General features: G+C 52.7%; 19 protein-coding genes and 1 pseudogene. All 20 read left to right on the forward strand.

Annotated features, from left to right (window positions below):
- Positions 1-37: 37 nt before the first annotated feature.
- Positions 38-1,276 carry a uroporphyrinogen decarboxylase family protein gene (locus ACOQPM_RS06770; protein WP_420628485.1) on the forward strand — a complete coding sequence of 413 codons (1,239 nt, stop codon included), beginning with the start codon at positions 38-40 and terminating at the stop codon, positions 1,274-1,276.
- Between the two features lie 58 nt (positions 1,277-1,334).
- Positions 1,335-1,988: a corrinoid protein gene (locus ACOQPM_RS06775; RefSeq protein ID WP_420628486.1), complete on the forward strand. Its 654-nt coding sequence runs from the start codon at positions 1,335-1,337 to the stop codon at positions 1,986-1,988.
- A gap of 78 nt (positions 1,989-2,066) precedes the next feature.
- The gene (locus ACOQPM_RS06780) at positions 2,067-4,112 is read left to right on the forward strand and encodes an ASKHA domain-containing protein (RefSeq protein ID WP_420628487.1); all 2,046 of its coding nucleotides are present in this window, start codon (positions 2,067-2,069) and stop codon (positions 4,110-4,112) included.
- Between the two features lie 189 nt (positions 4,113-4,301).
- Positions 4,302-4,844 carry an FAD-dependent oxidoreductase gene (locus ACOQPM_RS06785; RefSeq protein ID WP_420628488.1) on the forward strand — a complete coding sequence of 181 codons (543 nt, stop codon included), beginning with the start codon at positions 4,302-4,304 and terminating at the stop codon, positions 4,842-4,844.
- 14 nt (positions 4,845-4,858) lie between these two features.
- The gene (locus tag ACOQPM_RS06790) at positions 4,859-5,164 is read left to right on the forward strand and encodes a virulence factor (protein ID WP_420628489.1); all 306 of its coding nucleotides are present in this window, start codon (positions 4,859-4,861) and stop codon (positions 5,162-5,164) included.
- A 156-nt stretch (positions 5,165-5,320) separates the two neighbouring features.
- Positions 5,321-5,629, forward strand: a complete 309-nt coding sequence (locus tag ACOQPM_RS06795; protein WP_420628490.1) for a virulence factor — start codon at positions 5,321-5,323, stop codon at positions 5,627-5,629.
- A gap of 119 nt (positions 5,630-5,748) precedes the next feature.
- Positions 5,749-6,750: a LacI family DNA-binding transcriptional regulator gene (locus ACOQPM_RS06800; RefSeq protein ID WP_420628491.1), complete on the forward strand. Its 1,002-nt coding sequence runs from the start codon at positions 5,749-5,751 to the stop codon at positions 6,748-6,750.
- 186 nt (positions 6,751-6,936) lie between these two features.
- Entirely contained in the window at positions 6,937-8,373 is a 1,437-nt protein-coding gene (locus ACOQPM_RS06805; RefSeq protein WP_420628492.1) for an ABC transporter substrate-binding protein, read from the forward strand.
- 163 nt (positions 8,374-8,536) lie between these two features.
- The gene (locus ACOQPM_RS06810) at positions 8,537-9,400 is read left to right on the forward strand and encodes a carbohydrate ABC transporter permease (RefSeq protein WP_420628493.1); all 864 of its coding nucleotides are present in this window, start codon (positions 8,537-8,539) and stop codon (positions 9,398-9,400) included.
- Complete coding sequence (locus tag ACOQPM_RS06815) at positions 9,393-10,229, forward strand: carbohydrate ABC transporter permease (protein WP_420628494.1); 837 nt, start codon at positions 9,393-9,395, stop codon at positions 10,227-10,229. Before ACOQPM_RS06810 ends, ACOQPM_RS06815 begins: the two co-directional genes overlap by 8 nt.
- A complete protein-coding gene (locus ACOQPM_RS06820) occupies positions 10,118-11,941 on the forward strand; it encodes a CRTAC1 family protein (RefSeq protein WP_420628495.1) in 1,824 nt (607 codons plus the stop codon). Before ACOQPM_RS06815 ends, ACOQPM_RS06820 begins: the two co-directional genes overlap by 112 nt.
- Positions 11,942-12,062: 121 nt before the next feature.
- Positions 12,063-13,046, forward strand: coding sequence for an ester cyclase (locus ACOQPM_RS06825; RefSeq protein ID WP_420628496.1), 984 nt, complete (start codon positions 12,063-12,065; stop codon positions 13,044-13,046).
- 67 nt (positions 13,047-13,113) lie between these two features.
- Positions 13,114-14,097, forward strand: coding sequence for an ester cyclase (locus ACOQPM_RS06830; protein ID WP_420628497.1), 984 nt, complete (start codon positions 13,114-13,116; stop codon positions 14,095-14,097).
- Between the two features lie 81 nt (positions 14,098-14,178).
- Positions 14,179-15,159 (forward strand): ester cyclase, encoded by a 981-nt coding sequence (locus tag ACOQPM_RS06835; protein ID WP_420628498.1) that lies wholly within the window; start codon positions 14,179-14,181, stop codon positions 15,157-15,159.
- 21 nt (positions 15,160-15,180) lie between these two features.
- On the forward strand, positions 15,181-15,642 hold the full coding sequence (locus ACOQPM_RS06840; protein ID WP_420628499.1) for a hypothetical protein: 462 nt from the start codon (positions 15,181-15,183) through the stop codon (positions 15,640-15,642).
- Positions 15,643-15,839: 197 nt separating this feature from the next.
- Positions 15,840-16,292 (forward strand): ester cyclase, encoded by a 453-nt coding sequence (locus ACOQPM_RS06845; RefSeq protein WP_420630515.1) that lies wholly within the window; start codon positions 15,840-15,842, stop codon positions 16,290-16,292.
- A gap of 2 nt (positions 16,293-16,294) precedes the next feature.
- Positions 16,295-17,272, forward strand: coding sequence for an ester cyclase (locus ACOQPM_RS06850; RefSeq protein WP_420628500.1), 978 nt, complete (start codon positions 16,295-16,297; stop codon positions 17,270-17,272).
- A gap of 12 nt (positions 17,273-17,284) precedes the next feature.
- On the forward strand, positions 17,285-18,460 hold the full coding sequence (locus ACOQPM_RS06855) for a serine hydrolase domain-containing protein (RefSeq protein WP_420628501.1): 1,176 nt from the start codon (positions 17,285-17,287) through the stop codon (positions 18,458-18,460).
- 30 nt (positions 18,461-18,490) lie between these two features.
- A pseudogene (gene hisD / locus ACOQPM_RS06860) lies at positions 18,491-19,770 on the forward strand (histidinol dehydrogenase).
- A complete protein-coding gene (locus ACOQPM_RS06865; RefSeq protein ID WP_420628502.1) occupies positions 19,767-20,633 on the forward strand; it encodes a carbon-nitrogen hydrolase family protein in 867 nt (288 codons plus the stop codon). The pseudogene hisD and the gene ACOQPM_RS06865 overlap by 4 nt, the downstream one beginning before the upstream one ends.
- The last annotated feature ends 6 nt before the right edge of the window (positions 20,634-20,639 follow it).

Consider the following 20,639-nt stretch of genomic DNA (forward strand, 5'->3'; position numbering starts at 1 on the left):
AAATCTACGATCGTAAATCGTAAATCGAGTAGGATTTATGAACAGACGCGAACGATTCAAAAAAATCACCAATTTCCAAGAGGCAGACCGGGTGCCAATAGATTTGGGTAGCCATGTGGCGACCATTCACCGCTTTGCCTATGAAAAGCTGAAAGTGCATCTGCACAACGATCCTGATATTAAAAATACCGACTTGGTGTTGGACAGGATGGTGCAAAATGTGGTGCCAGACGAGAAGGTTTTGCGCCGCTACAATGTTGATTTTCGCTGGATTGCCCCCCACTGGATTGACGTGGTGGACGTGCGCGACGATATTTACCGCGATATGTGGGGCATCGAATGGCAATATATGCTGGATGCCTACAGCGTCTACTCCTCGCCCTTGAGTGAGGCCAAAACGGTAGCCGATCTGGAAAACCATCCCTGGCCAGACCCGTATGATCCCAAATTAGTCACCGGACTGGCGGAACGGGCTAAATGGCTGTATGAAAACACCGATTATGTGCTGGTGGCTGACGCGATTAAGGGCGGCATTCTCACCAAAGCCTTGCAAATTCGGGGCTACGAAATGATGTTTGCCGATCTAGCCAATAATCTGGAAATGGCCGAAGCCTTGATGGACAAGCTGCTTGATTTGTATAAAAAATTTTACAGTCATTTTCTCGACGCAGTTGGGCCGTATGTGCAGATGGTTTACTTTACCGATGATATTGGTGGACAATCGTCCATGATGATTTCGCCAGATACCTTCCGCCAGTTGGTAAAACCGCGCATTGCCAAGCTCATTGACCATATCAAGAGCGAAGCGGATGTGAAGTTTATGTACCACACCGATGGTACGGTAACGCCCGTGGTGGAGGATATTATTGAGATGGGCGTGGATATTTTGAACCCCATTCAAACCTCGGCATTGGGGATGGACACGGCCGTTCTCAAAGAGCTGTACCACGGCCGTTTGTGCTTCCATGGGGCGATTGATGTACAGCAGATGCTGCCTTTTGAATCGCCTGAGGGCGTTCGTTACGATGTCGCCCGGCGCATTTATGATTTGGGGCGCGGTGGCGGCTACATTTTGGCCCCCTGCCACAACATCGGCTCCGACGTACCCCCGGTAAATATTGAAGCAATGTATGAGGCGGCACAGGAATACGGCCGTTACCCCATCAACCTGGAACATATCCTGAAACCAGAACATCTACAAAAACCCACCGCCGAGCAAATTGCTGCCCAAGCAGCCCCGAAAAAGCTAAAACGGCGACCAAGACCAAGGAAATGATTGACGATTGAATAGTAAACCAATCGAAAATCGTCAATCGTCAATCGAAAATGGAGTTATGATGAGTAGGGCAGACGAAATCTTAGACGAACTGTACGATAACACTATTGATGGTGAGCGCGATCCGGTCGTGGCTCTGACGAATGAAGGGCTAGAATTGGAAATGGATCCGCTGGTCATCTTGTTCGACTCCTTGATTCCAGCACTGGAAGAAGTCGGCCGTCTTTTTGAGGAAGGCACCTTTTTTGTGCCGGAGATGCTGGTGGCGGCCAAGGCAATGTCTGGGGCGATGGGGGTATTACGGCCGTTGCTGGCTAACACAGATGCCAAACCCGTTGGCACCTTTGTGATGGGTACGGTCAAGGGCGACATCCATGACATCGGCAAAAATTTGTGTAACATTATGTTGGAAGGCGCAGGCTTTAACGTCATAGACCTGGGCGTAAACGTGGCCGAGGAAACCTTTGTCGAGGCCATTCGCGAACACAAGCCAGACGCGATTGGCATGAGTGCCTTCCTTACCACCACGATGCCGATGTTTATTCCCACCATCGAAGCCATCAAAAATGCTGGCTTCCGGGACGATGTCATCATTTTTGTGGGTGGCGCACCGGTAAACCAGGAATATTGCGATGCCGTCGGTGCCGATGGCTACGCGCCCAACGCCAGTGCCTTGGTGCGTGAGCTGAAAGCGAAGATGGGGATTGGGTAATGGTGGGTAGTGGGTAGTGGCTTGTGGCTGGTCATTCTACTAAAAACCAACAACTAACAACCAGCAACGAGAGACATTATGAGCAACGACACAACAACACAGCACCAACTCATCTTCATGCCGTCGGGCAGGCGGGGGAAGGTGGCGGCGGGTACGGCCGTACTCGATGCGGCCCGTCAGCTAGGGGTAGAAATTGAAAGCATCTGCGGTGGACGGCTAACCTGTAACAAATGCCGCATCCAGGTAGAGGCGGGTAACTTTGCCAAACATGGCATCACCTCCCATCCCGACCACCTTTCACCCATGACAAATGATGAAGCCTACCTGCTGGAGAAGCTAGACAGCCTCGACTGCCGCCTGTCCTGTCAGGCACAGGTGCAGGGGGATGCCCTCATCTTCGTGCCGGAAGAAAGTCGCGGCCAAAAGCAGATCATCCGCAAATCGGCCACGGAACGCGCCATTGAGATTGCTCCCGCCATTCGCCAAATTTATGTGCAGGTAGATAACGCCAAACTGGGCGAACATCGTGGCGATTGGGGCCGCTTGCAGGATGCCCTGGCCGCCCAAGAAGATTTGCACAATCTCACCATTGATTTACGGGCACTCCGCAAATTACAGCCCGCCCTGCGTAAAGAAAAGTGGGCGGTCACCGTAATTATTTGGCAAGAGCGCGAAGTGATTGACATACAACCTGGCTATGCCGAAGGCATTTATGGCCTGGCCGTAGACATCGGCAGCACGACGGTGGCTGGGCATCTGTGCGATTTGCGTACCGGCCACATTTTAGCGACCGAATCGGTCATGAATCCGCAAGTGACCTATGGCGAAGATTTGATGAGCCGCATCTCCTACGCCATCGAAAATAAAGATGGCGTGACAAAGATGCACGAGGCGGTCATTGAAGCCTTGAACAAGCTGGCCGCACGCGCCGCCAGAGAGGCTGGCGTTCAGGCGCGGCAAATCCATGAAGCCGTTTTTGTCGGTAACACCACAATGGTGCATCTGCTCCTGGGCATTCATCCGCAGGAGCTGGGCGGTGCGCCCTTTGCCCTGGCCAACCGGGACGGCATGGATATTCGCGCTCGTGAATTGGGTTTGCGCTTTCACCCAGGGGCTTACGTTCATCTGCTGCCTGCCGAAGCAGGACACGTCGGCGCAGACAACGTGGGCGTTTTGCTGGCAGAAGCCCCGCACAAGCAGGATGAGCTGATGCTGATCATTGATGTGGGTACGAATGCTGAAATCGTGCTAGGCAATCAAGAATGGCTAATGAGCGCATCCAGCCCGACTGGCCCAGCCTTTGAAGGGGCGCAAATTGAACACGGGATGCGGGCTGCACCGGGCGCCATTGAGCGGGTTCGCATCGATCCGGTAACAAAAGAGCCGCGCTTCCGGGTGATTGGTGAAGAAAAGTGGTCAGATAGCTGGAATTTGGCAGCCGATGCCCCGCCAGAAGATCAGCCGCAGCATTTGGCAGCAGGCATTTGTGGCTCTGGCATTATTGAAGCGGTTGCTGAACTGTATTTGGCACAGGTGTTGCTGCCAGACGGCCGTTTCAATCCCAACTGCCCCTCGCCACGCCTGCAATGGGAAGGCCCAAGGGGTTCCTACATCTTAGCCACAGAAGACGAGACCACGACGGAACGGCCGTTACGCATCACCCAAAACGATGTGCGGAATATTCAGCTAGGCAAAGCAGCCCTTTACGCAGGCGCCAAGCTGCTGATGAATCGGGCAAACATTACCGAGGTAGACAAGGTGATTTTAGCCGGTGCCTTTGGCAGCTACATTGATACCAAACACGCCATGGTGCTAGGGCTGATTCCCAACTGTGATTTGGCTAAAGTCCATGCGGTGGGCAACGCCGCCGGGGACGGGGCGCGGATTGCCCTGCTAAACAAGCAAAAGCGCGTTGAGGCACAGGATTTGGTAGAGTCGGTAAGGTATGTGGAAACGGCCGTAGACCCCGATTTCCAGGACGAATTTGCCAACGCTATTCACATCCCCCACGCCAGCGATTCCTTTAGCCACATCGCCGACATCTTGCCCCGGAAAACGGCCGCTTCGGCCAACGGTACAGCCCCCCAACGTAGAAGGCGACGGGCTGTCCTTAACCGAGAATAGAGTGTGTAATCTGCAAATAGTTTGATAGCATTGTAAGAATACAAAAGTCTCTTAAAGTTGAGTGAAAATCCAGAAGTAGCAAAGACTTTTGTATTCTGCGCTACGTAACATGAGCTTGCAATTGGGTAATTGACTGCTTAAATTACCCAATTACTCTAATACAAGACCCACAAATAAAGGAGACGAAAGATGGCAAAAGTAATTATTGTTGGTGATGGCCCTGGTGGTTTAAGCGCTGCCCTTCTTCTAGCCAAATTAGACACAGAGGTGACGGTTTTCGGTGTTGACGAGACCGATATGCACAAAGCAATGCTCTACAACTATCTGGGCATCCCGGAAATGACCGGCAGCGAGTTCCAGAAAGTGTCTCGCCAGCAGGTAGCCAGTTTTGGGGCCGATTTACAGAAAAAATTAGTAACTGGCATTGAAAAAACGGCCGATGGCTTTGTCGTCACCACAGAAGGCGGAGAACAGCACCAAAGTAAATATGTTATCCTGGCCGAAGGCAAAAAGGTCGCCTTGAGTATGGAATTGGGCTTAACCCAAAAGGCGCAAAATGTGCCGGTTAAGCGTGGCGGTTATACAGACATTGAGGGGCTTTTTGTCATTGGCCGCAGCGCCAACATTTTACGCAGCCAGGCCATCATCTCCGCTGGTGAAGGTGCTGCTACTGCGTTGGAGATCCTCTCGGCTGAATCTGGCAAAGATGTACGTGATTTTGATTCTGTGTAAGGATTGTTCGGGCGGTGCCAACAAAGTTTCAAGTTATTTATTGGCGGGATATTCCGGTGCAGGTGCGGGTGAAGAACGGCCGTAACCGCCACACCCTGCCTCTTTCTGACCGCTTTCAAAAGACCGTCCATCGCGCCGCTTACCGCGCCAAAGCGATTACTGGGGATGCCTATATCGAAGAGTGGCGGCCGTCTGAGTGGCAGGTGCGGGAAGGTGCGTTGGTTGAAGTGGCAACGGCCGTCGCCGCCGACCTAGAAGCAGCTTATCCAGACCAACTATTAGACACGCTGGCACGCAACAAAGGCTTCGCCGAAGGGTAAACACGGATTTTGATAGTGTCCCTAAATTTTTGCCACTCTAATTTATTTCGTATTGCGTAGCCAGAGTGAATTGACGGAATACGCAATACGAAATACGGAGCTAGTGAAAAACTTAGGATTCTACCGATTTTTCATAATTTTCAGAGGGGACAATTGATGGCAGTGAAATACCAAATCATTTATTGGCGGGATATTCCCGCGCAGGTAAAAGCCCGGGCTGGGCGTCAACGACTGTCGAAACCACTGTCCAAACGCTTTGAAGTCGCCATTGACGAGGCCGCCATGCGCGCAGGTAAAACAGAATCTGAGGCTTATTTAGCCGAATGGCGCAACGGCGAATGGCAAGAAAGTGAAGGTGAGCCAGAAACGCTGCTTGCCAAATTTGTATCCGAATTAGAAGCAGCTTATCCACCAGATAAATTGCGTACCTTGATCCGGCAAGGAGGTCTAGAGGGAAAGCAATAAAGCGGGCGGTGATGCTACTAAGTCTCGCCCACTTTTAGATAGTTCTTGACGCGGAAACGATTCCGGTATTCTTCGTGAAACTTGCGAATTTGGCCGTTATTAGACCCCTTTTCCAAATTATGCCTGTTACGATTGAAGATATTTCCAAACAGTTGGGTGTCTCCATCTCCACCGTTTCCAGAGCGTTAAACGGTAAGGCTGATGTCTCTGAAGCGACGAAAGAGCGCGTGCAGCAGGTTGCTCAAAAAATGGGCTACCAGCCCAGTGCCGCTGCCCGCAACTTGCGCCGCCAGCGTACAGAGAAGATCGGGTTTGTATTCAATGACGCTATTTCACACTTTAGTGATTACTTTGCTGAAATCATTGCGGGAGCTACAACCGAAGCCGAAGAAAATGGACACAATATTGTCCTTTATACGAATAAAGGTGATTCTGCCGACGGACTTTTGAATTTATGCAAAACCCGCGAAGTAGATGGGCTGATCCTGGTTTGGAACCATGTACCTTCGGCTATCATTGATCCCTTAATTGCCGAGGGGTTGCCTTTTGTCATTTTAGGACGGCGCGTGAATCATCCCCAAGCTTCCTATATTACTCCTGATAACTACAATGGAGCCATGGCCTTAATGCAGCATTTACTTTCATTAGGCCACACGCGAATTGGCTTTATTACACGCCCTTTAATGAAATTGACCTATGTGGATCGCTTTGCAGCATATACGGATGCACTAGAAAATGCAGGCATCCCCTTTGACTCCAGTTTAGTTGTTGAAACCGAAGGCGGTAAAGAATGCAACAGTTTAGCAACGAAGCAGCTGCTAGATTTGCCCGTCCCCCCCACGGCCGCCATTGCCTTTCATGACCTAATCGCTGTTGATGTTCTGACAGTTATTTTGGAACGTGGCCTGCGTGTACCCCAAGACATTGCCCTAGCAGGCTTCGATGGCTTAAATGCCTCCTTACTCGTGAAACCCTCGATCACGACAGTTAAGCAACCACTGCGAGAAATCGGTGAGCAATCTGTTCAGGCATTGCTCCGCTGTATTGAAAATAGCAAACAACCACCCATTCAAAAAACGTTACCTGTTCAATTAGAAATTAGGGAATCAACTAGTGGGTAGTCATCCTAATTTCCAAAGGAGACGACATGAGCGCAGGCTCAACCGTGTGAATGAAAATCGTATTGCGTATTCCGTTTTTTTACGCACCACGCAATACGCAATACGTTGAAGGAGGTGCGATGGCATAAAAACAAATAAAAAGAACCAGAAATATCGTCTTAAATAATCCTACAAGGAGAAGAATAAATGAAAAAGTTTAGCTTATTATTGATTAGCCTGTTGTTGTTTGGCATGTTGCTCGTTGCTTGTGGCGGTGGTGACGATGAAACGCCCGCTGAAGAAGATACCACAACTGAAGATAGTACCGTAGCAGAAGACAGCGGTGACGAAGAGATGGCCGAAGAAGACAGCGAAGAAGCGATGGCCGAGGAAGAGCTGCCCTATGGCCTAACCCCCGGCAAGCCATACGACGGCACAGAGATTAACTTCCTCATCTGCTGCCCCACAACGGCACAATTTGTCGCCTGGTCTGAACGCGCTGAAATGTTTACAGAAATGACGGGTATCACCGTAAACTTTGCCAATGAGCCTTGGGGTTCCTTCCAAGAGCGCATTGTCACTGAATCCATTGCCGGTACTGGTGCATATGATGCCGTTGTCTGGTTAGATGTCTGGGGTCCGGCATTCATTCAAACATTGGAGCCGCTGGAACCGTACATTGAGCGTGATGGTATTGATTATGCAGATGATTATCCACCTTCATTCATGCAAGCGGCCGTTCTTGACGGCACGCAATACGGATTCCCCGTGCGAACCCACGCTTTTGTCCTCCATTATCGAGAAGATGTTTTTGAAGAGCTAGGGTTAGAGCCACCGACAACCTGGAACGAGATGATTGAGGTCGGCCGTACCATCCAGGAAAACACCGATTTGGCCGGCCACGCCAACTATTATGGCGTGGGTACAGCCCAAAACCTGTTCATCTGGGCACTGCAGCTTTGGGGCAACGGCGGCGACATCTTTGACGAAGATTTCCGACCCATCTTTAACAATGCTGCCGGGGTCGAAGCGACCGAACTGTATGCCTCAATGGCCGAAATTGGCCCCGAAGCCCAGTTCTCTATTGGCGAAGGTGATGCGCGTCTCTCCGTCACCACGGGTGAATCGGCCATGATCATTGGCTGGTGGTGGTTTGCTCCCACCTTTAACGACCCCGAAGCGGCTGCCGAAGAGGTCGTTGGCAACGTTGGTCATGCGCCTGTACCTGCTGTTGAGGGTTCAGAACCCGTCAGCTTTGCTCTGTCAATCCCCGTTGGCATTTCTTCTTTCTCGCAAAACAAAGATGCTGCCTGGGAGTGGGTCAAATTCCTGTCTCATCCTCAATCGGATCTAGAGGTTGTTACGGATAAGAGCCGACCAGAGGTCAATACGGTTGTCGTCTCTCATTCATCGAACCTGGTTAATCCAGAGGTGAATGAAGTAAATGGTGGGCTGCATGAATCGGCCGCTCCCGGTCTGGCCAACTCGCGCATTATGCCGCTCATCCCCGAATGGGCTGAGGTCGCTTCCATCTTGGAAGTCGCTATTAACGATATTGCTCTTGGTGCTGATGTGCAGGAAACGCTTGACGAGGCTGCATCCGATGTCGAGGGCGTGATGGAACGCGCAGGCTACTACGAGTAAACAGTCGTGCACTGGTTAACGTGGCGAGCTAACGTCTCGCCTTGACAAAAGGCGCGAATAGTCACCTATTCGCGCTTTTTACACTTTTATCTTGCACTAGCTCGCCGAGCCAAGTTTAAGGATTTAAGGAAGGAGAAATCTAGCGATGGAAAGAGGAAAAGCTATGAAGTACGTCCTCATCGGGCCGACGCTGCTGATTGTGTTCGCTGTGTCACTCTACCCGATGATATTCGCCTTCGTCACGAGCTTTCGGGATTGGCGGCTGGCGCGCTCGCTGACCCCCGAAGAGTTCGTCGGTTTTGAAAATTACACCCGCGCCTTTCTGGACGAGAACTTTCTCAACAGCTTATGGGTCACAATGCGCTATGTTGTGATCTCCGTGTCCCTTTCTATCGTTTTGGGACTGCTGTTTGCCGTCATTTTACAGAGGCGGAGCGTACTGACGTCGGTGGCAAAGGTGGTGTTGGTGTTGCCGTTTGCCGTGGCGCCAGCACTGCGCGGCCTTACATGGCGCTTTATGCTCAATCCACAGTACGGTGCCTACGACAAGCTGATTGACACCCTGTTTCCCTTTATGGCTGACATTCAGTGGTTGTCCGAACCGCTCTGGGCGCTAATAATGATGGCGACGACCGAGGTTTGGGGCTGGTCGTCGCTGGTGGGTCTAATGTTTTTAGGGGCGCTAGGCACGATCAATCCGGAGGTGACGGAAGCTGCCGCCCTTGACGGCGCAAATGAGTGGCAGACGTTCTGGCGCGTAACCATTCCAATGATCTCGCCGATCATTCTGTTGGTGACGCTGCTTCGCATCATCTTCTCGCTCAAGGTATTCGATCAGGTGGTGACACTGACAGGCGGTGGCCCAGGCAACTCAACCGAGACACTCAACTACTTTGTCTACAAGGCTGGCTTCCGCTTCTTTGACTTTGGGTATGCGTCAGCACTGGGCTACATCTTGGTGGCGATCTTGTTTGTAGCGGCCTTCTTTTACGTCAGGATGCTACTGGGAGGTGAGCAAAATGCGTAAAATCAGTACCCGCAATATGGTGATGAGCCTGCTGCACACGGCAGGTGTTTTGTTCATTATCTTTTACATTCTGTTCCCTATCTTCTGGATCACGATCACGGCGTTCAAAACGCGCCGCGATGCGTTTACAACCAAGATATTTTTTACGCCAACATTCGATAATTTCTCCGTTCTGTTTGACGGTAACCCATACGACTTCACGCCGCTGATTCGCAACAGTGTCTTTATTGCGGTTACAACGGTCGCTATTGCCGTGCCGCTGGCGATTATGGCGGCCTATGCGTTTTCGCGCTACAAGTTTCGCGGTAAAAACAGCCTGTTGATCCTGGTGTTGTCTGCTCAGTTTCTGCCCGCCACCGTTGTCCTACTGCCCTACTTCATTCAGTTCCGCAACTTGGGCTTGCTTGATACGTTGCAAGGACTGCTCATCCTTAACCTGGCAGGCGCGATCCCGTTTGGCATCTGGTTGGTGAAGGGGTTTATAGATTCGTTGCCACAAGAGATTGAACAGGCGGCACTCGTTGACGGTGCCACCGAGTTTCAGGTGCTGCGCTACGTGACGATACCGCTGATCAGGCCAGGTATCATCGTGGCGGTTGTGTTTGCGTTTGTCGGCGCATGGAACGAGTTTCTATTCGCGTTTATTATGACCAGCTCAGAAAAGGCGCGGCCGATGATGGTTGGCCTGCTGTCGCTGGTGGAAGTTCAGGGCGTTCCGTGGGAGCTGATGTCGGCTGCTGGCCTGATCATTATGGTGCCGATATTCATTCTGGCTATAGCGATCCGCAAGCATTTTGTTGGCGGCTTGACAATGGGGGCTGTGAAGTGAGAGAGCGGGGGCGTATTGCGTATTGCGTGTTGCGTAAGGGGTTTCTGGGGGTTTTGCTGGGGGTGTTTGGTTGGTTGGGAACGGCCGTCCTCCAAGCCCAATCCACCACCCCAGACCCTTTTGTGGATGTGACGGCCGCTGTGGGAATTGCTGCAGAGCATACGGCCGTTTGGGATTACGAAGACGAGCAAGGCTACCTGGGCGTGGGACAAGCGTGGGGCGATTACGACAATGACGGCTGGCTAGACCTGTACGTCACGGGCAACCAGGCAGACAATGTTCTCTACCACAATCAGCAAGACGGCACCTTTGCCGAGTCGCCGCTGTCGCCCGTTTTAAGTTTGCCCCAAACCTTGAGCGGCGGTGCCATCTGGGCCGATTATGACAACGATGGCTGGCAAGATTTGTACGTGCTGGTGAAGGGAGCCAACCGCCTCTTCCACAATGATGCCGGGAGCGGCTTTACCGACGTCACGGGCACCGCAGGCGTAGGCGACACAGGCACGGGCGAATCCGCCGCCTGGGGCGATTACGACAACGACGGCTTCCTTGATCTGTACGTGGTTAACTGGACGTGCGAACCCAACTGCGACCCCATAGACTTCAATCAGCATCAAGATAAGCTGTACCGCAACAATGGCGACGGCACTTTTAGCGACGTGTCCGACAGCCTGGTTTACGACAAGCTGCTGGGGGCTGGTTTTGCCGCCAGCTTTATAGATTACGACAACGATCAGGATTTTGACATTTACGTTATCAATGACGAATACCAAAATCCCATTGGCAACGTGCTGTTTCGCAACGACGGCGCGGGCTGCGGCGGCTGGTGCTGGACGGACGTATCGGCCGTAAGTGGTGCCGATGTGGTCTTGAGCGGCATGGGCATTGCCGTGGCCGACTACGACAACGATGCTGACCTGGATATGTATTTTTCCAACATGCTCAACGCTTTTTCGCTGCTGCAAAATCAGGGGGATGGCACCTTTACCGACCAGGCCGAAGCAGCCGGGGTACATTTTGGCTGGACAAACACCGTCGGCTGGGGGACGGGCTTTTTGGATTACGACAATGATGGCTGGCAAGATTTATTCCTGGCGGCCACTGGCTTTGTGCAGCGCGATCTGAACGTTGATCCAGAAGGCATGATGTTTTCGCATCCCAACTACCTTTTTGCCAACAATCGGGACGGCTCTTTTACCGACGTGTGGGCTGGTAGCAAGATGCCCAGCATGGGCTTTGCCTACGCCGATTATGACAACGACGGCTGGATGGATTATGTAGTGGGCAACTGGAACGAAGGGTATCGCCTGTTCCGCAACAATGGCTTTGTGCTGGGCAACTGGCTCACCATTGACCTGACGGGCGGCGGGTCGGTGAACATGGATGCGGTGGGGACGCGGGTGGTGGTGACGACCACAGACGGCCGTTTCCAAACCAAAACCGTCACCTGTGGCGGCAGCTTGGGCGCAGGCCACGACATGCGGCTCCACTTTGGGCTGGGGCAGGCAGAGATTGATTCTGTTGAGATTGTGTGGCCCGATGGGGAAACGGTCGTGTTCAACGAAGTGGCGTCCAACCAACTGTGGCAAGTGACCTATGGGGATCAGGAAGCAGGCGGTTTGGGGGGAACGGCCGTAATTGTAGCTGGTGTGCTCATCGTTTTGGCAGTCGCGGGTTTGCTGCTAGCGCGGCGTTGGATGGCAAAAGTTTAAAAGTTAATTCGGAAATAGACGATTCATATTGCGTATTTCGTATTGCGTAGCGGCTTCTCATTACGCAACATGAAATACGTAATATGCTTTTGATTTATTCTCTGAGGAAGAGGAATCCATCATGGGTATGCAAAATTTTTCTCCCGAATTTGAAACACCCGAACAGTACATCATTGACATCACCTACATCATTTGGGAAGATGGCGATGTGGGACGCATCCGAGACTGGTATGCGCCCATCTGCCCGGTGCGGTCGCCGCATCGTGTTTACGATACGGTGCAGGATGTGATTGACGAAACGCTGGAAAGTATGCACGTCTTTACCAATAGACGACCTATGGCCGACGACGTGATTATTGGCGATAAGTCCAGTGGCTTCTACTCATCGCATCGGGTGCGTTCGGTGGGTTTGCACACGGGGGATGGCGCTCTAGGGTCAGCCACAGGCCGACCTTACCAGGGGTTGGGCATTGCCGACTGCCTTTGCCGTGATAATCGAATTATTGAGGAGTGGAAGCTGCGCGATCATGCCTCTTTTGTGCGCCAACTGGGGATAGACCCGGTAGAATACGGCCGCTCCCTCGGTACAAAAAACCCCAAAGCATATGCCATCGGCAATGAAGCAATGCGCCAGCGTTGGGTGGATGAGAACGGGTTAACCATTGTCGGCGATAACGACATTGCCCACAAAATTATTGACACCTACAACGCCATCTGGAACGAGAACCATTTGAACGTTTTCCATGAGCATTACTGGCGGGCTGTACGCTATGAAGGGCCAAATGGTCATTTAAGCTACGGCCAAGAGGGCGCCAAGAATCTATTGACCACTATTTTGGCTTCTGTGCCGGACGGCCGTTTTGAACCCCATCACCTCATCGTCCGCCAACGGCCGAATCGGGCTATCAATGTGGCTCTGCGCTGGTCTTACTGCTGCACGCACAGCGGCATGGGGCGATACGGCGTGCCAACTGGCTGTCCACTGACTCTGCTAGGCATCTCCCATTTTGAGCTACACGATGGGTTGATTGCCAGTGAATGGCTGGTAGTGGATGAAACGGCCGTATACGCCCAAATTGCGGCATATGAAGAGATTGGAGATTAGAGATTGGGTTGACGAATCTACAATCTCCAATTTCCAATTCAAACCAACCAAAAAAGGATACGAATCTATGGGTATGCAGAACTTCTCACCAGAATTCAAAACGCCAGAGCAGTACATCATTGACATCACCTACAAAATATGGGAAGAACAGGGCGTGGAGCGTATCCGTGAGTGGTACGCTTCTGATTGCCCCGTTCGTTCCCCCAGCGGCGTCTCCAACACCGTACAGGCGGTGATCGATGGAACCCTTTCCTCTATGAAAGTATTCCCCAACCGCGACCTGTTGGCCGAAGACATTATCATAGGCGATTTACCGGAAGGCTTCCATTCCTCCCATCGGGTACGCTCCGTTGGTGTCCATGCAGGTGACGGTTATTATGGCCCGGCCACCAACCGACCGATTACGACACTGGCTATTGCCGACTGTCTGTGCCGCGACAACAGAGTTGTTGAGGAGTGGGTTTTGGGTGATCAGACCAGAATCCTGACCCAGTTGGGCATTGATCCGGTGGCGTATAGTAAAAAAGTGGGGCAAGACTACCGAGAAGCGTACACGATTGGCAATAAGGCGATGCGCCAGCGTTGGGCCAACCCAGAAGGCTTAACAATCATCGGGGATCAGGCCATTGCGAACCGCGTGATGGATACGTATGCCGCCATCTGGAATGACAAGAACCTGACGATTATGGATGAGCGGTATGATCGAGCGGTGCGTTTTGAGGGGCCAGGGGAGCAACCATATTACGGCCGTATCCGCACCGCCAATCTTCTCACCAGCATGTTGGCTTCCATTCCAGACGGCCGTTTTGAACCGCACTATGCCATTGTCCAGCAGCAGCCAGAGCGTCCTGTGCGGGTCGCCCTGCGCTGGACGTTCTGCGGCACACATTGCGGACACGGCCGTTATGGGGAGCCAACCGGTTCACCAATTGCCATCTTAGGCATTTCCCATTTTGAGCTGCGCGACGGCAAGATTGTGAATGAATGGTTCGTGATGGATGAAGTCGCCATTTACGCCCAAATCGGGGCGCATGAAGAGGGTGAAGATTAGATCTGTCAGGTTTTCACCTCATGAAAGAAGTATCTCCAGGAAGAAACCTGACAGGTCTACGCAACAAAAGGAACCAACCACATGGGTATGCAAAACTTCTCACCAGAATTCAAAACACCCGAACAATACATCATTGACATCACCTACAGAATTTGGGAAATGCGCGGCGTGAATCTCATCAATGATTGGTACGCTGCTGACACGCCCGTCTACCGACCACACGGGGTCACCAACACCATAGAAGCAGTTATCCTGCACACCTTAGAAGCGATGTCTGAGTTCCCGGACGAAGAGGCACTGGCCGACGATGTCATCATTGGTGATAAACCCAGCGGCTTTTACTCTTCCCACCGGGTGCGCTCCCAGGCCACCCACCTGGCCGACGGCTATTTTGGGCCAGCTACCAATCGCTTCGTCAGCAATTTAACCATCGCCGACTGCCTCTGCCGCGACAACAGGGTCGTGGAGGAGTGGCTGGTGAGCGACGGCGCCAGCATGGCGCGCCAACTTGGGCATGATCCGGTGGCCTTTGGCAAAAATTTAGGGCAAGAAAATCCCGATGCGTACACCATCGGCAACGAGGCGATGCGCCAGCGTTGGTCTGATCCAGAAGGATTAACGATTGTGGGTGACAATGTCGTCGCCAACGGCATCATTGACACCTATGCTGCCATTTGGAATGACAACAACCTCACGATTATGGATGAGAAATATGATCGGGCTGTGCGTTTTGAGGGGCCAAACGGACATTTGTGTTACGGCCGTACCCGCACAGGCAACTGGTTGTACACGGTGCTGGCTTCTATTCCAGACGGCCGTTTCCAACCCCACCACATTATTGTTCGCCAGCAGCTAGAACGCCCGGTACGCATCGCGCTGCGCTGGTCATATTGCGGTACGCATAGCGGCATCGGGCGGTATGGCGACCCCACCGGAGTGCCTGTCGCCCTGTTAGGCATTTCTCAATTTGAACTGCGCGACGGCCAGATTGTGAATGAGTGGTTGGTGATGGATGAAACGGCCGTTTATGCCCAAATTGCTGCCCATCAAATGGCTGGCTGACCAAAACTTTCTGGAGGAAGAATGACAACCCAAGAAGAAATGCAGGCAAAAGAGTATTTGGATTATGAGCCTATTGACCAGGCGCAAAATATTGCCAACAAAGAGCGCATCGTGGCAATTATGGAGCAAATGCTCAACGCGCCGCTGGCCGAGATGGATGACGCCATCCGCGCCAGCTACCATGCCGCATCTCCCACCCCATCAACGAATTGGGCGATGCCCACGCCGTTGGGGAACAGTTTTGGCAGCCGCTGCGTCACGCCCTGCCTGATGTTGAACGCCGCACAGATATTTTGGCGGGCGGCCTTTATCGTGGGAAACATTTGGTGGGCTGTCTGGGGCATTATGTGGGTACGCTCCAGAACGATTGGCTGGGTATTCCGGCGACGGGCGGGGTTGTGGCGGTGCGCTATGCCGAGGGGCATATGCTGCGTGAGGGGAAGATTGCCGAGAGTTATCTCTTTGTTGATTTTCTGGACTTGATGCGGCAAGTGGGTTACTGGCCGATTGCCCCTAGTTTGGGTCGAGAAATGCAGTGGCTGTCTCCAATGACGCACGATGGCGTGATTTTGACACCACAAGACAATGCAATTTCGCAGCGAACCTTGGCGCGGATCTTCCGCATGTGGCACGGCTTGGATATTCATGAAGGTGCGGCAATGACAAACGACCTGATGGATATGATAGAAGCGGAAGATGCCCGGCATTTCCATCCTGACTTTTTGTGGTACGGGGCGGCGGGCATTGGCACAACTCGGGGGGTCAAAGGATTTGACGATTATCATGGCCATCCCTTTGTGAAGGCGTTTCCCAACCGGGGCGGCGGGGATAAAGTCCATTTCATCCAGATTGCCGATGGTAACTACGCGGTAACAGGCGGCTGGGGTTCCTTGCAGGGCACCCATACGGGCAGTGATTTTTTGGGAATGCCGCCTACGGGCAGACATATTGAAATGCGGGTGATGGATTTTTATCGCTGTGATGAGGTCACGATTTGTGAAAATTGGGTTCCCATTGACATCCCCCATATTTTGATGCAAATGGGGGTGGATGTATTCGGCCGTATGCGGCATCAGTTCCGGCAGAACGGAAAATTAAGTATAAGAAATTGGCTATTAAGGAGTGAGAGCTAACAATGGGCATGCAAAACTTTTCGCCAGAATTCAAAACACCAGAGCAGTACATTATTGACATTACCTACAAAATTTGGGAAGAGCGTGGCGTGGGGCGGCTGCACGACTGGTATGCGGCCGACTGCCCGGTTCATTCGCCACACGGCGAGGAAAACACGCTTATTGACGTGTTTAATCACACGCTAGGCACAATGCACCTCTTTCCCAACCGGGATATTTTGGCGGAGGATGTGATCATTGGTGACAAGTCCGACGGCTTTCTCTCTTCCCATCGCGCCCGGTCACCGGGCAGGCACTTGGGCGATGGCATTTACGGCCCAGCGACCAATCGCCCCATCGTCTCCCTGGCCATTGCTGACTGTCTTTGCCGGAACAACATGGTCGTGGCCGAATGGCTGCTGCGCGATCAGGCCAGTTTGGTACAGCAAATTGGGCTTGATCCGGTCGCCTTTGGGCAAGAATTAGGGCACAAAAATCCGGAAGCGTACAGCATCGGCAACGAGGCGATGCGGCAGCGTTGGTCTGACCCGGAAGGCGTACCCATCATTGGGGACGCAGCTGTCGCCAACCGCATCAACGACACGTACACCGCCTTGTGGGGCGACAAGCAGCTCAAAATCATGGATGAACAGTATGATCGGGCGATCCGCTTTGAAGGGCCTGGCGGACAGCTTTGCTACGGCCGTCCTCGCACGGGCAACGTCTTTTCCAGCATTTTGGCTTCGATTCCCGACGGCCGTTACGAGCCCCATCACATCATCGTCCGCCAGCAAGAAGCACGCCCCGTGCGCGTCGCCATCCGCTGGTCTTACTGCGGTACACAGAGTGGTGCTGGCCGTTACGGCGAAAAAACGGGCGTGCCCATTGCCATCCTGGGCATCTCCCATTTTGAGCTACGCGACGGCAAGATTGTGAATGAATGGATGGTGGTGGATGAGACGGCGATCCACGCACAAATAGCTGCTTATCAAACATCATAAAGGCAAAATGAGATGATAGCAGAACGGCTCGCGCGGTTGGAACGCGTCATGCAAGGGTATATTGACCGGCAGGAGTTGGCTGGCATTGTCACCTTGATCGCACATGATGGTCAGATTGCCCATTCAGCACAGTTTGGTTATATGGATTTGGTGATGAAACGGCCGATGCAGGCGGACACTATCCTCCGAGTTGCCTCAATGGCCAAGCCCATTACCTGTGTAGCAGCCATGATGCTGTTTGAGAGAGGTCATTTTCTATTGACTGATCCAATTTCGACCTATATTCCAGAGTTTAAGGAGCTGCCAGTTTTTGCCGGAATAAAAGATGGCAAACCAGAATGGCACAAACAAACCCAAGAAATCACGTTTTGGCATCTGTTGACGCATACATCTGGGCTGGGTTATCCTGAAAGTGACAATCAAAACGTCGCTGCTTTGTATCAAGCGGTCAAGCCCAATGCCAGTGCTTCTCTGGAAGACCTGGTTAACAAACTTGTGGCTCTGCCTCTTTTTGTTCAGCCCGGCAGCCGATGGCACTATGGTTACTCACAAGATGTGTTGGCTCGTCTGGTTGAACTGCTATCAGGGTGTGAATTTGGCGATTTCTTGGAAAAGGAGATTTTCCAACCACTAGGCATGGCTGACACAGCTTACCATGTCCCTCGGGGAAAAATCGCTCGCCTAGCATCAGCCTATACAACGAACGAATCAGGTAGATTGGAAGAGATAGACCCGATCACGGCCAAACATATGCTGCCGCCCGGTTTCAAACCGGGTGGGCATGGCCTTTTCTCTACAGCCCAAGATTATTTACGCTTCACTCAAATGATGTTAAACGGAGGTCAGCTGGATGGTATTCAACTCTTGAATCGTAAAACGGTTGCTTTGATGACGACCAACAACCTGCCGAAAAGTCTGCTTCCAATCCAATCTGCACCAACAAAACAATTGCTAAGATACGGTCACGGTTATGGTTTAGGGTTTGGTATTATTATGGATCCGGTGGCAGAACAGATTCTGGGAAGTGCGGGTAGCTTTCATTGGGGTGGTGCATATTGTTCTAATTTTTGGGTTGATCCTGAAGAGACACTCATTGGTATATTCATGTCTCAACTGCTACCGTCTGACCAGCATAAGGCACCGAAGCAGTTCAGAGCAATGGTTTATCAGGCACTTGATGATCTTTAGGTACCAGCCAGTTTCCAAATTGGAGGAAAAATGAATTACACAACCCTAAAACAAGAAGTTCCCGTTACCAAAGCCGATGTGCGCCAACTGCAAAACAGCGTGCAAGAGATTCTTAGCCGCGTGCAGGAAGAAGGGGATACGGCCGTTCGCTTTTATTCACAAAAGTTCGACAACTTTGCACCCGAATCTTTCCTGGTGACGCCGGAAGAAGCCGCCATCGCCGCCGAGGAGTTGCCCAAGCCAGTCATCGAAGAGCTGGACTACGCCATTCAGCAGGTGGGCGCCTTTGCCCAGGCGCAGCGGGAAAGCATGACTGAGTTTGAAAAAGAGATTGCTCCCGGAATGCGAATGGGTCAACGGATCATCCCCGTCGAGTCGGCTGGCTGTTACGTGCCTGCTGGGCGGTATCCTTGCCTCACGTCGGCCGTGATGTCGGTGATGCCCGCCAAAATTGCGGGCGTGAAGCGCATTGTGGCTTGCAGCCCGCCTGGGCCTGACGGCAAAATCAATCAGGGCATTCTCTACACCATGTGGAAAATGGGCGTGGATGAAATTTATTGCCTCGGCGGCATTCAGGCGATTGGCGCGATGGCCTACGGCACCGAGACGATTAAGCCGGTGGACATCGTAGTGGGGCCGGGCAACCAGTACGTGGCCGAAGCCAAACGGCAAATCTTTGGCACGGTGGGCATAGACTTTTTGGCTGGCCCCAGTGAATGCCTGGTGCTGGCGGATGAAACGGGCAATGCGGAATATATCGCCGCCGATCTTATTGCCCAATGCGAACACGATCCCCACGCCCGTGGCTGCCTGGTGACGACATCGGAAGCCGTGGCGCAGGAAACCCTCGTGGAGATTGAACGCCAGCTAAAAGAGCGCACTACGGAGGCTGTGGCGCGGGAATCCTGGGTAAACAAAGGCAGCGTTGTCGTGGTAGAAACGCTGGCCTATGCCGCCGCTTACGCCAATGAGTATGCCCCGAACATCTGGAAATCCACAGTAGCAATCCGCGAGAGGTGCTGCCGCTGCTGACCAACTACGGCTCCCTCTTCATTGGCGAAAAAACGCCAGAGGTTTACGCAGACAAGATTGCTGGGCCAAACCATATCTTGCCCACCGGGGCAGCGGCACGGTACACGGGCGGCCTGTGGGTCGGCATGTTCCTCAAGGTGATTACCCACATGGAGGTGGACGATGATGCCTCCATTGAGCTGGCGAAATATACCGTAACCCAATCCACTTATGAAGGCATGGATGCCCATCGCCACGCGGCGGCCATTCGCCTGCGGGATATGGCAGGCTCGTCATGACGCGCTTGCTGGGTATCTCTGCCGCGCAAGTCACGCCTGTGAATGGCGATCCGCAAGGCTCATTGGCGAAGCTGGAAACAGTGACGGAGGGCATTGCCGCGTCCATCGAGTGGGTAGATTTGGTTTGCTTCCCGGAACTGTTTGTGACGGGCTTGAACCAGTTTGTAGACGGCGATTCCCCAAAACAGTTGGCTGAACCCGTGCCGGGGCCGCTGACGGAGCGATTTAGTGCCCTGGCACGGCGCGTGAATCGCTGGCTGGTTCCCGGTTCCTTTTTTGAGCGAGAGGGCGAGGCGATTTACAACAGCAGCCTGGTTTTTGCCCCGGACGGCGAGATTGTGGCGCATTATCGCAAACTGTACCCTTGGGAGCCGCAGGAAAGCACGGCGGCAGGTGACAAGGGCTTTTGCGTCTGGGATATGCCTGGTGTGGGGCGGCTGGGGCTGTGCATTTGCTACGATATGTGGTTTCCTGAGGTGGCGCGTTCGCTGGCCTGGCTGGGGGCGGAGGTTATTTTGCATCCCAGCATGACTTCTACCTCTGACCGTGAGGTGGAAACGGCCGTTGCCCGCGCCAACGCCATCTTCAACCAATGTTTTTTTGTGGATGTGAATATTGTGGGGCAGTTTGGCGGCGGCCGTTCCCAAATTATTGACCCCGACGGCACGGTTTTGCAACTAGCAGGGGAACATGAATCGATCCTGACCCATCTTTTGGATTTGGATCACGTCAGCCGCACCAGAGAGTTAGGAACGCTGGGGCTAGCACCCGTTTGGCACTCGTTTCAGGAACGGCCGCTTGAATTTCCCATCTATTCTCAGCCTGCATCAGAAAGCCCTTTGCTGACAAAACTGAAAAAGTAATTTGGA

Origin of the sequence: Candidatus Leptofilum sp. (assembly GCF_965223525.1) — a bacterium.
In the GTDB taxonomy this organism is placed as follows: Bacteria; Chloroflexota; Anaerolineae; order Promineifilales; family Promineifilaceae; genus Leptofilum.

Bases quoted from the DNA above. Each gene is read 5' to 3' on its own strand.
- ACOQPM_RS06770 (WP_420628485.1), top strand. From the start codon at position 38: ATGAACAGACGCGAACGATTCAAAAAAATCACCAATTTCCAAGAGGCA.
- ACOQPM_RS06830 (WP_420628497.1), top strand. From the start codon at position 13,114: ATGGGTATGCAGAACTTCTCACCAGAATTCAAAACGCCAGAGCAGTAC.
- ACOQPM_RS06840 (WP_420628499.1), top strand. From the start codon at position 15,181: ATGACAACCCAAGAAGAAATGCAGGCAAAAGAGTATTTGGATTATGAG.
- ACOQPM_RS06825 (WP_420628496.1), top strand. From the start codon at position 12,063: ATGGGTATGCAAAATTTTTCTCCCGAATTTGAAACACCCGAACAGTAC.
- ACOQPM_RS06780 (WP_420628487.1), top strand. From the start codon at position 2,067: ATGAGCAACGACACAACAACACAGCACCAACTCATCTTCATGCCGTCG.
- ACOQPM_RS06775 (WP_420628486.1), top strand. From the start codon at position 1,335: ATGATGAGTAGGGCAGACGAAATCTTAGACGAACTGTACGATAACACT.
- ACOQPM_RS06785 (WP_420628488.1), top strand. From the start codon at position 4,302: ATGGCAAAAGTAATTATTGTTGGTGATGGCCCTGGTGGTTTAAGCGCT.
- ACOQPM_RS06810 (WP_420628493.1), top strand. From the start codon at position 8,537: ATGAAGTACGTCCTCATCGGGCCGACGCTGCTGATTGTGTTCGCTGTG.
- ACOQPM_RS06865 (WP_420628502.1), top strand. From the start codon at position 19,767: ATGACGCGCTTGCTGGGTATCTCTGCCGCGCAAGTCACGCCTGTGAAT.
- ACOQPM_RS06835 (WP_420628498.1), top strand. From the start codon at position 14,179: ATGGGTATGCAAAACTTCTCACCAGAATTCAAAACACCCGAACAATAC.
- ACOQPM_RS06800 (WP_420628491.1), top strand. From the start codon at position 5,749: ATGCCTGTTACGATTGAAGATATTTCCAAACAGTTGGGTGTCTCCATC.
- ACOQPM_RS06805 (WP_420628492.1), top strand. From the start codon at position 6,937: ATGAAAAAGTTTAGCTTATTATTGATTAGCCTGTTGTTGTTTGGCATG.
- ACOQPM_RS06845 (WP_420630515.1), top strand. From the start codon at position 15,840: ATGATAGAAGCGGAAGATGCCCGGCATTTCCATCCTGACTTTTTGTGG.
- ACOQPM_RS06815 (WP_420628494.1), top strand. From the start codon at position 9,393: ATGCGTAAAATCAGTACCCGCAATATGGTGATGAGCCTGCTGCACACG.
- ACOQPM_RS06795 (WP_420628490.1), top strand. From the start codon at position 5,321: ATGGCAGTGAAATACCAAATCATTTATTGGCGGGATATTCCCGCGCAG.
- ACOQPM_RS06850 (WP_420628500.1), top strand. From the start codon at position 16,295: ATGGGCATGCAAAACTTTTCGCCAGAATTCAAAACACCAGAGCAGTAC.
- ACOQPM_RS06855 (WP_420628501.1), top strand. From the start codon at position 17,285: ATGATAGCAGAACGGCTCGCGCGGTTGGAACGCGTCATGCAAGGGTAT.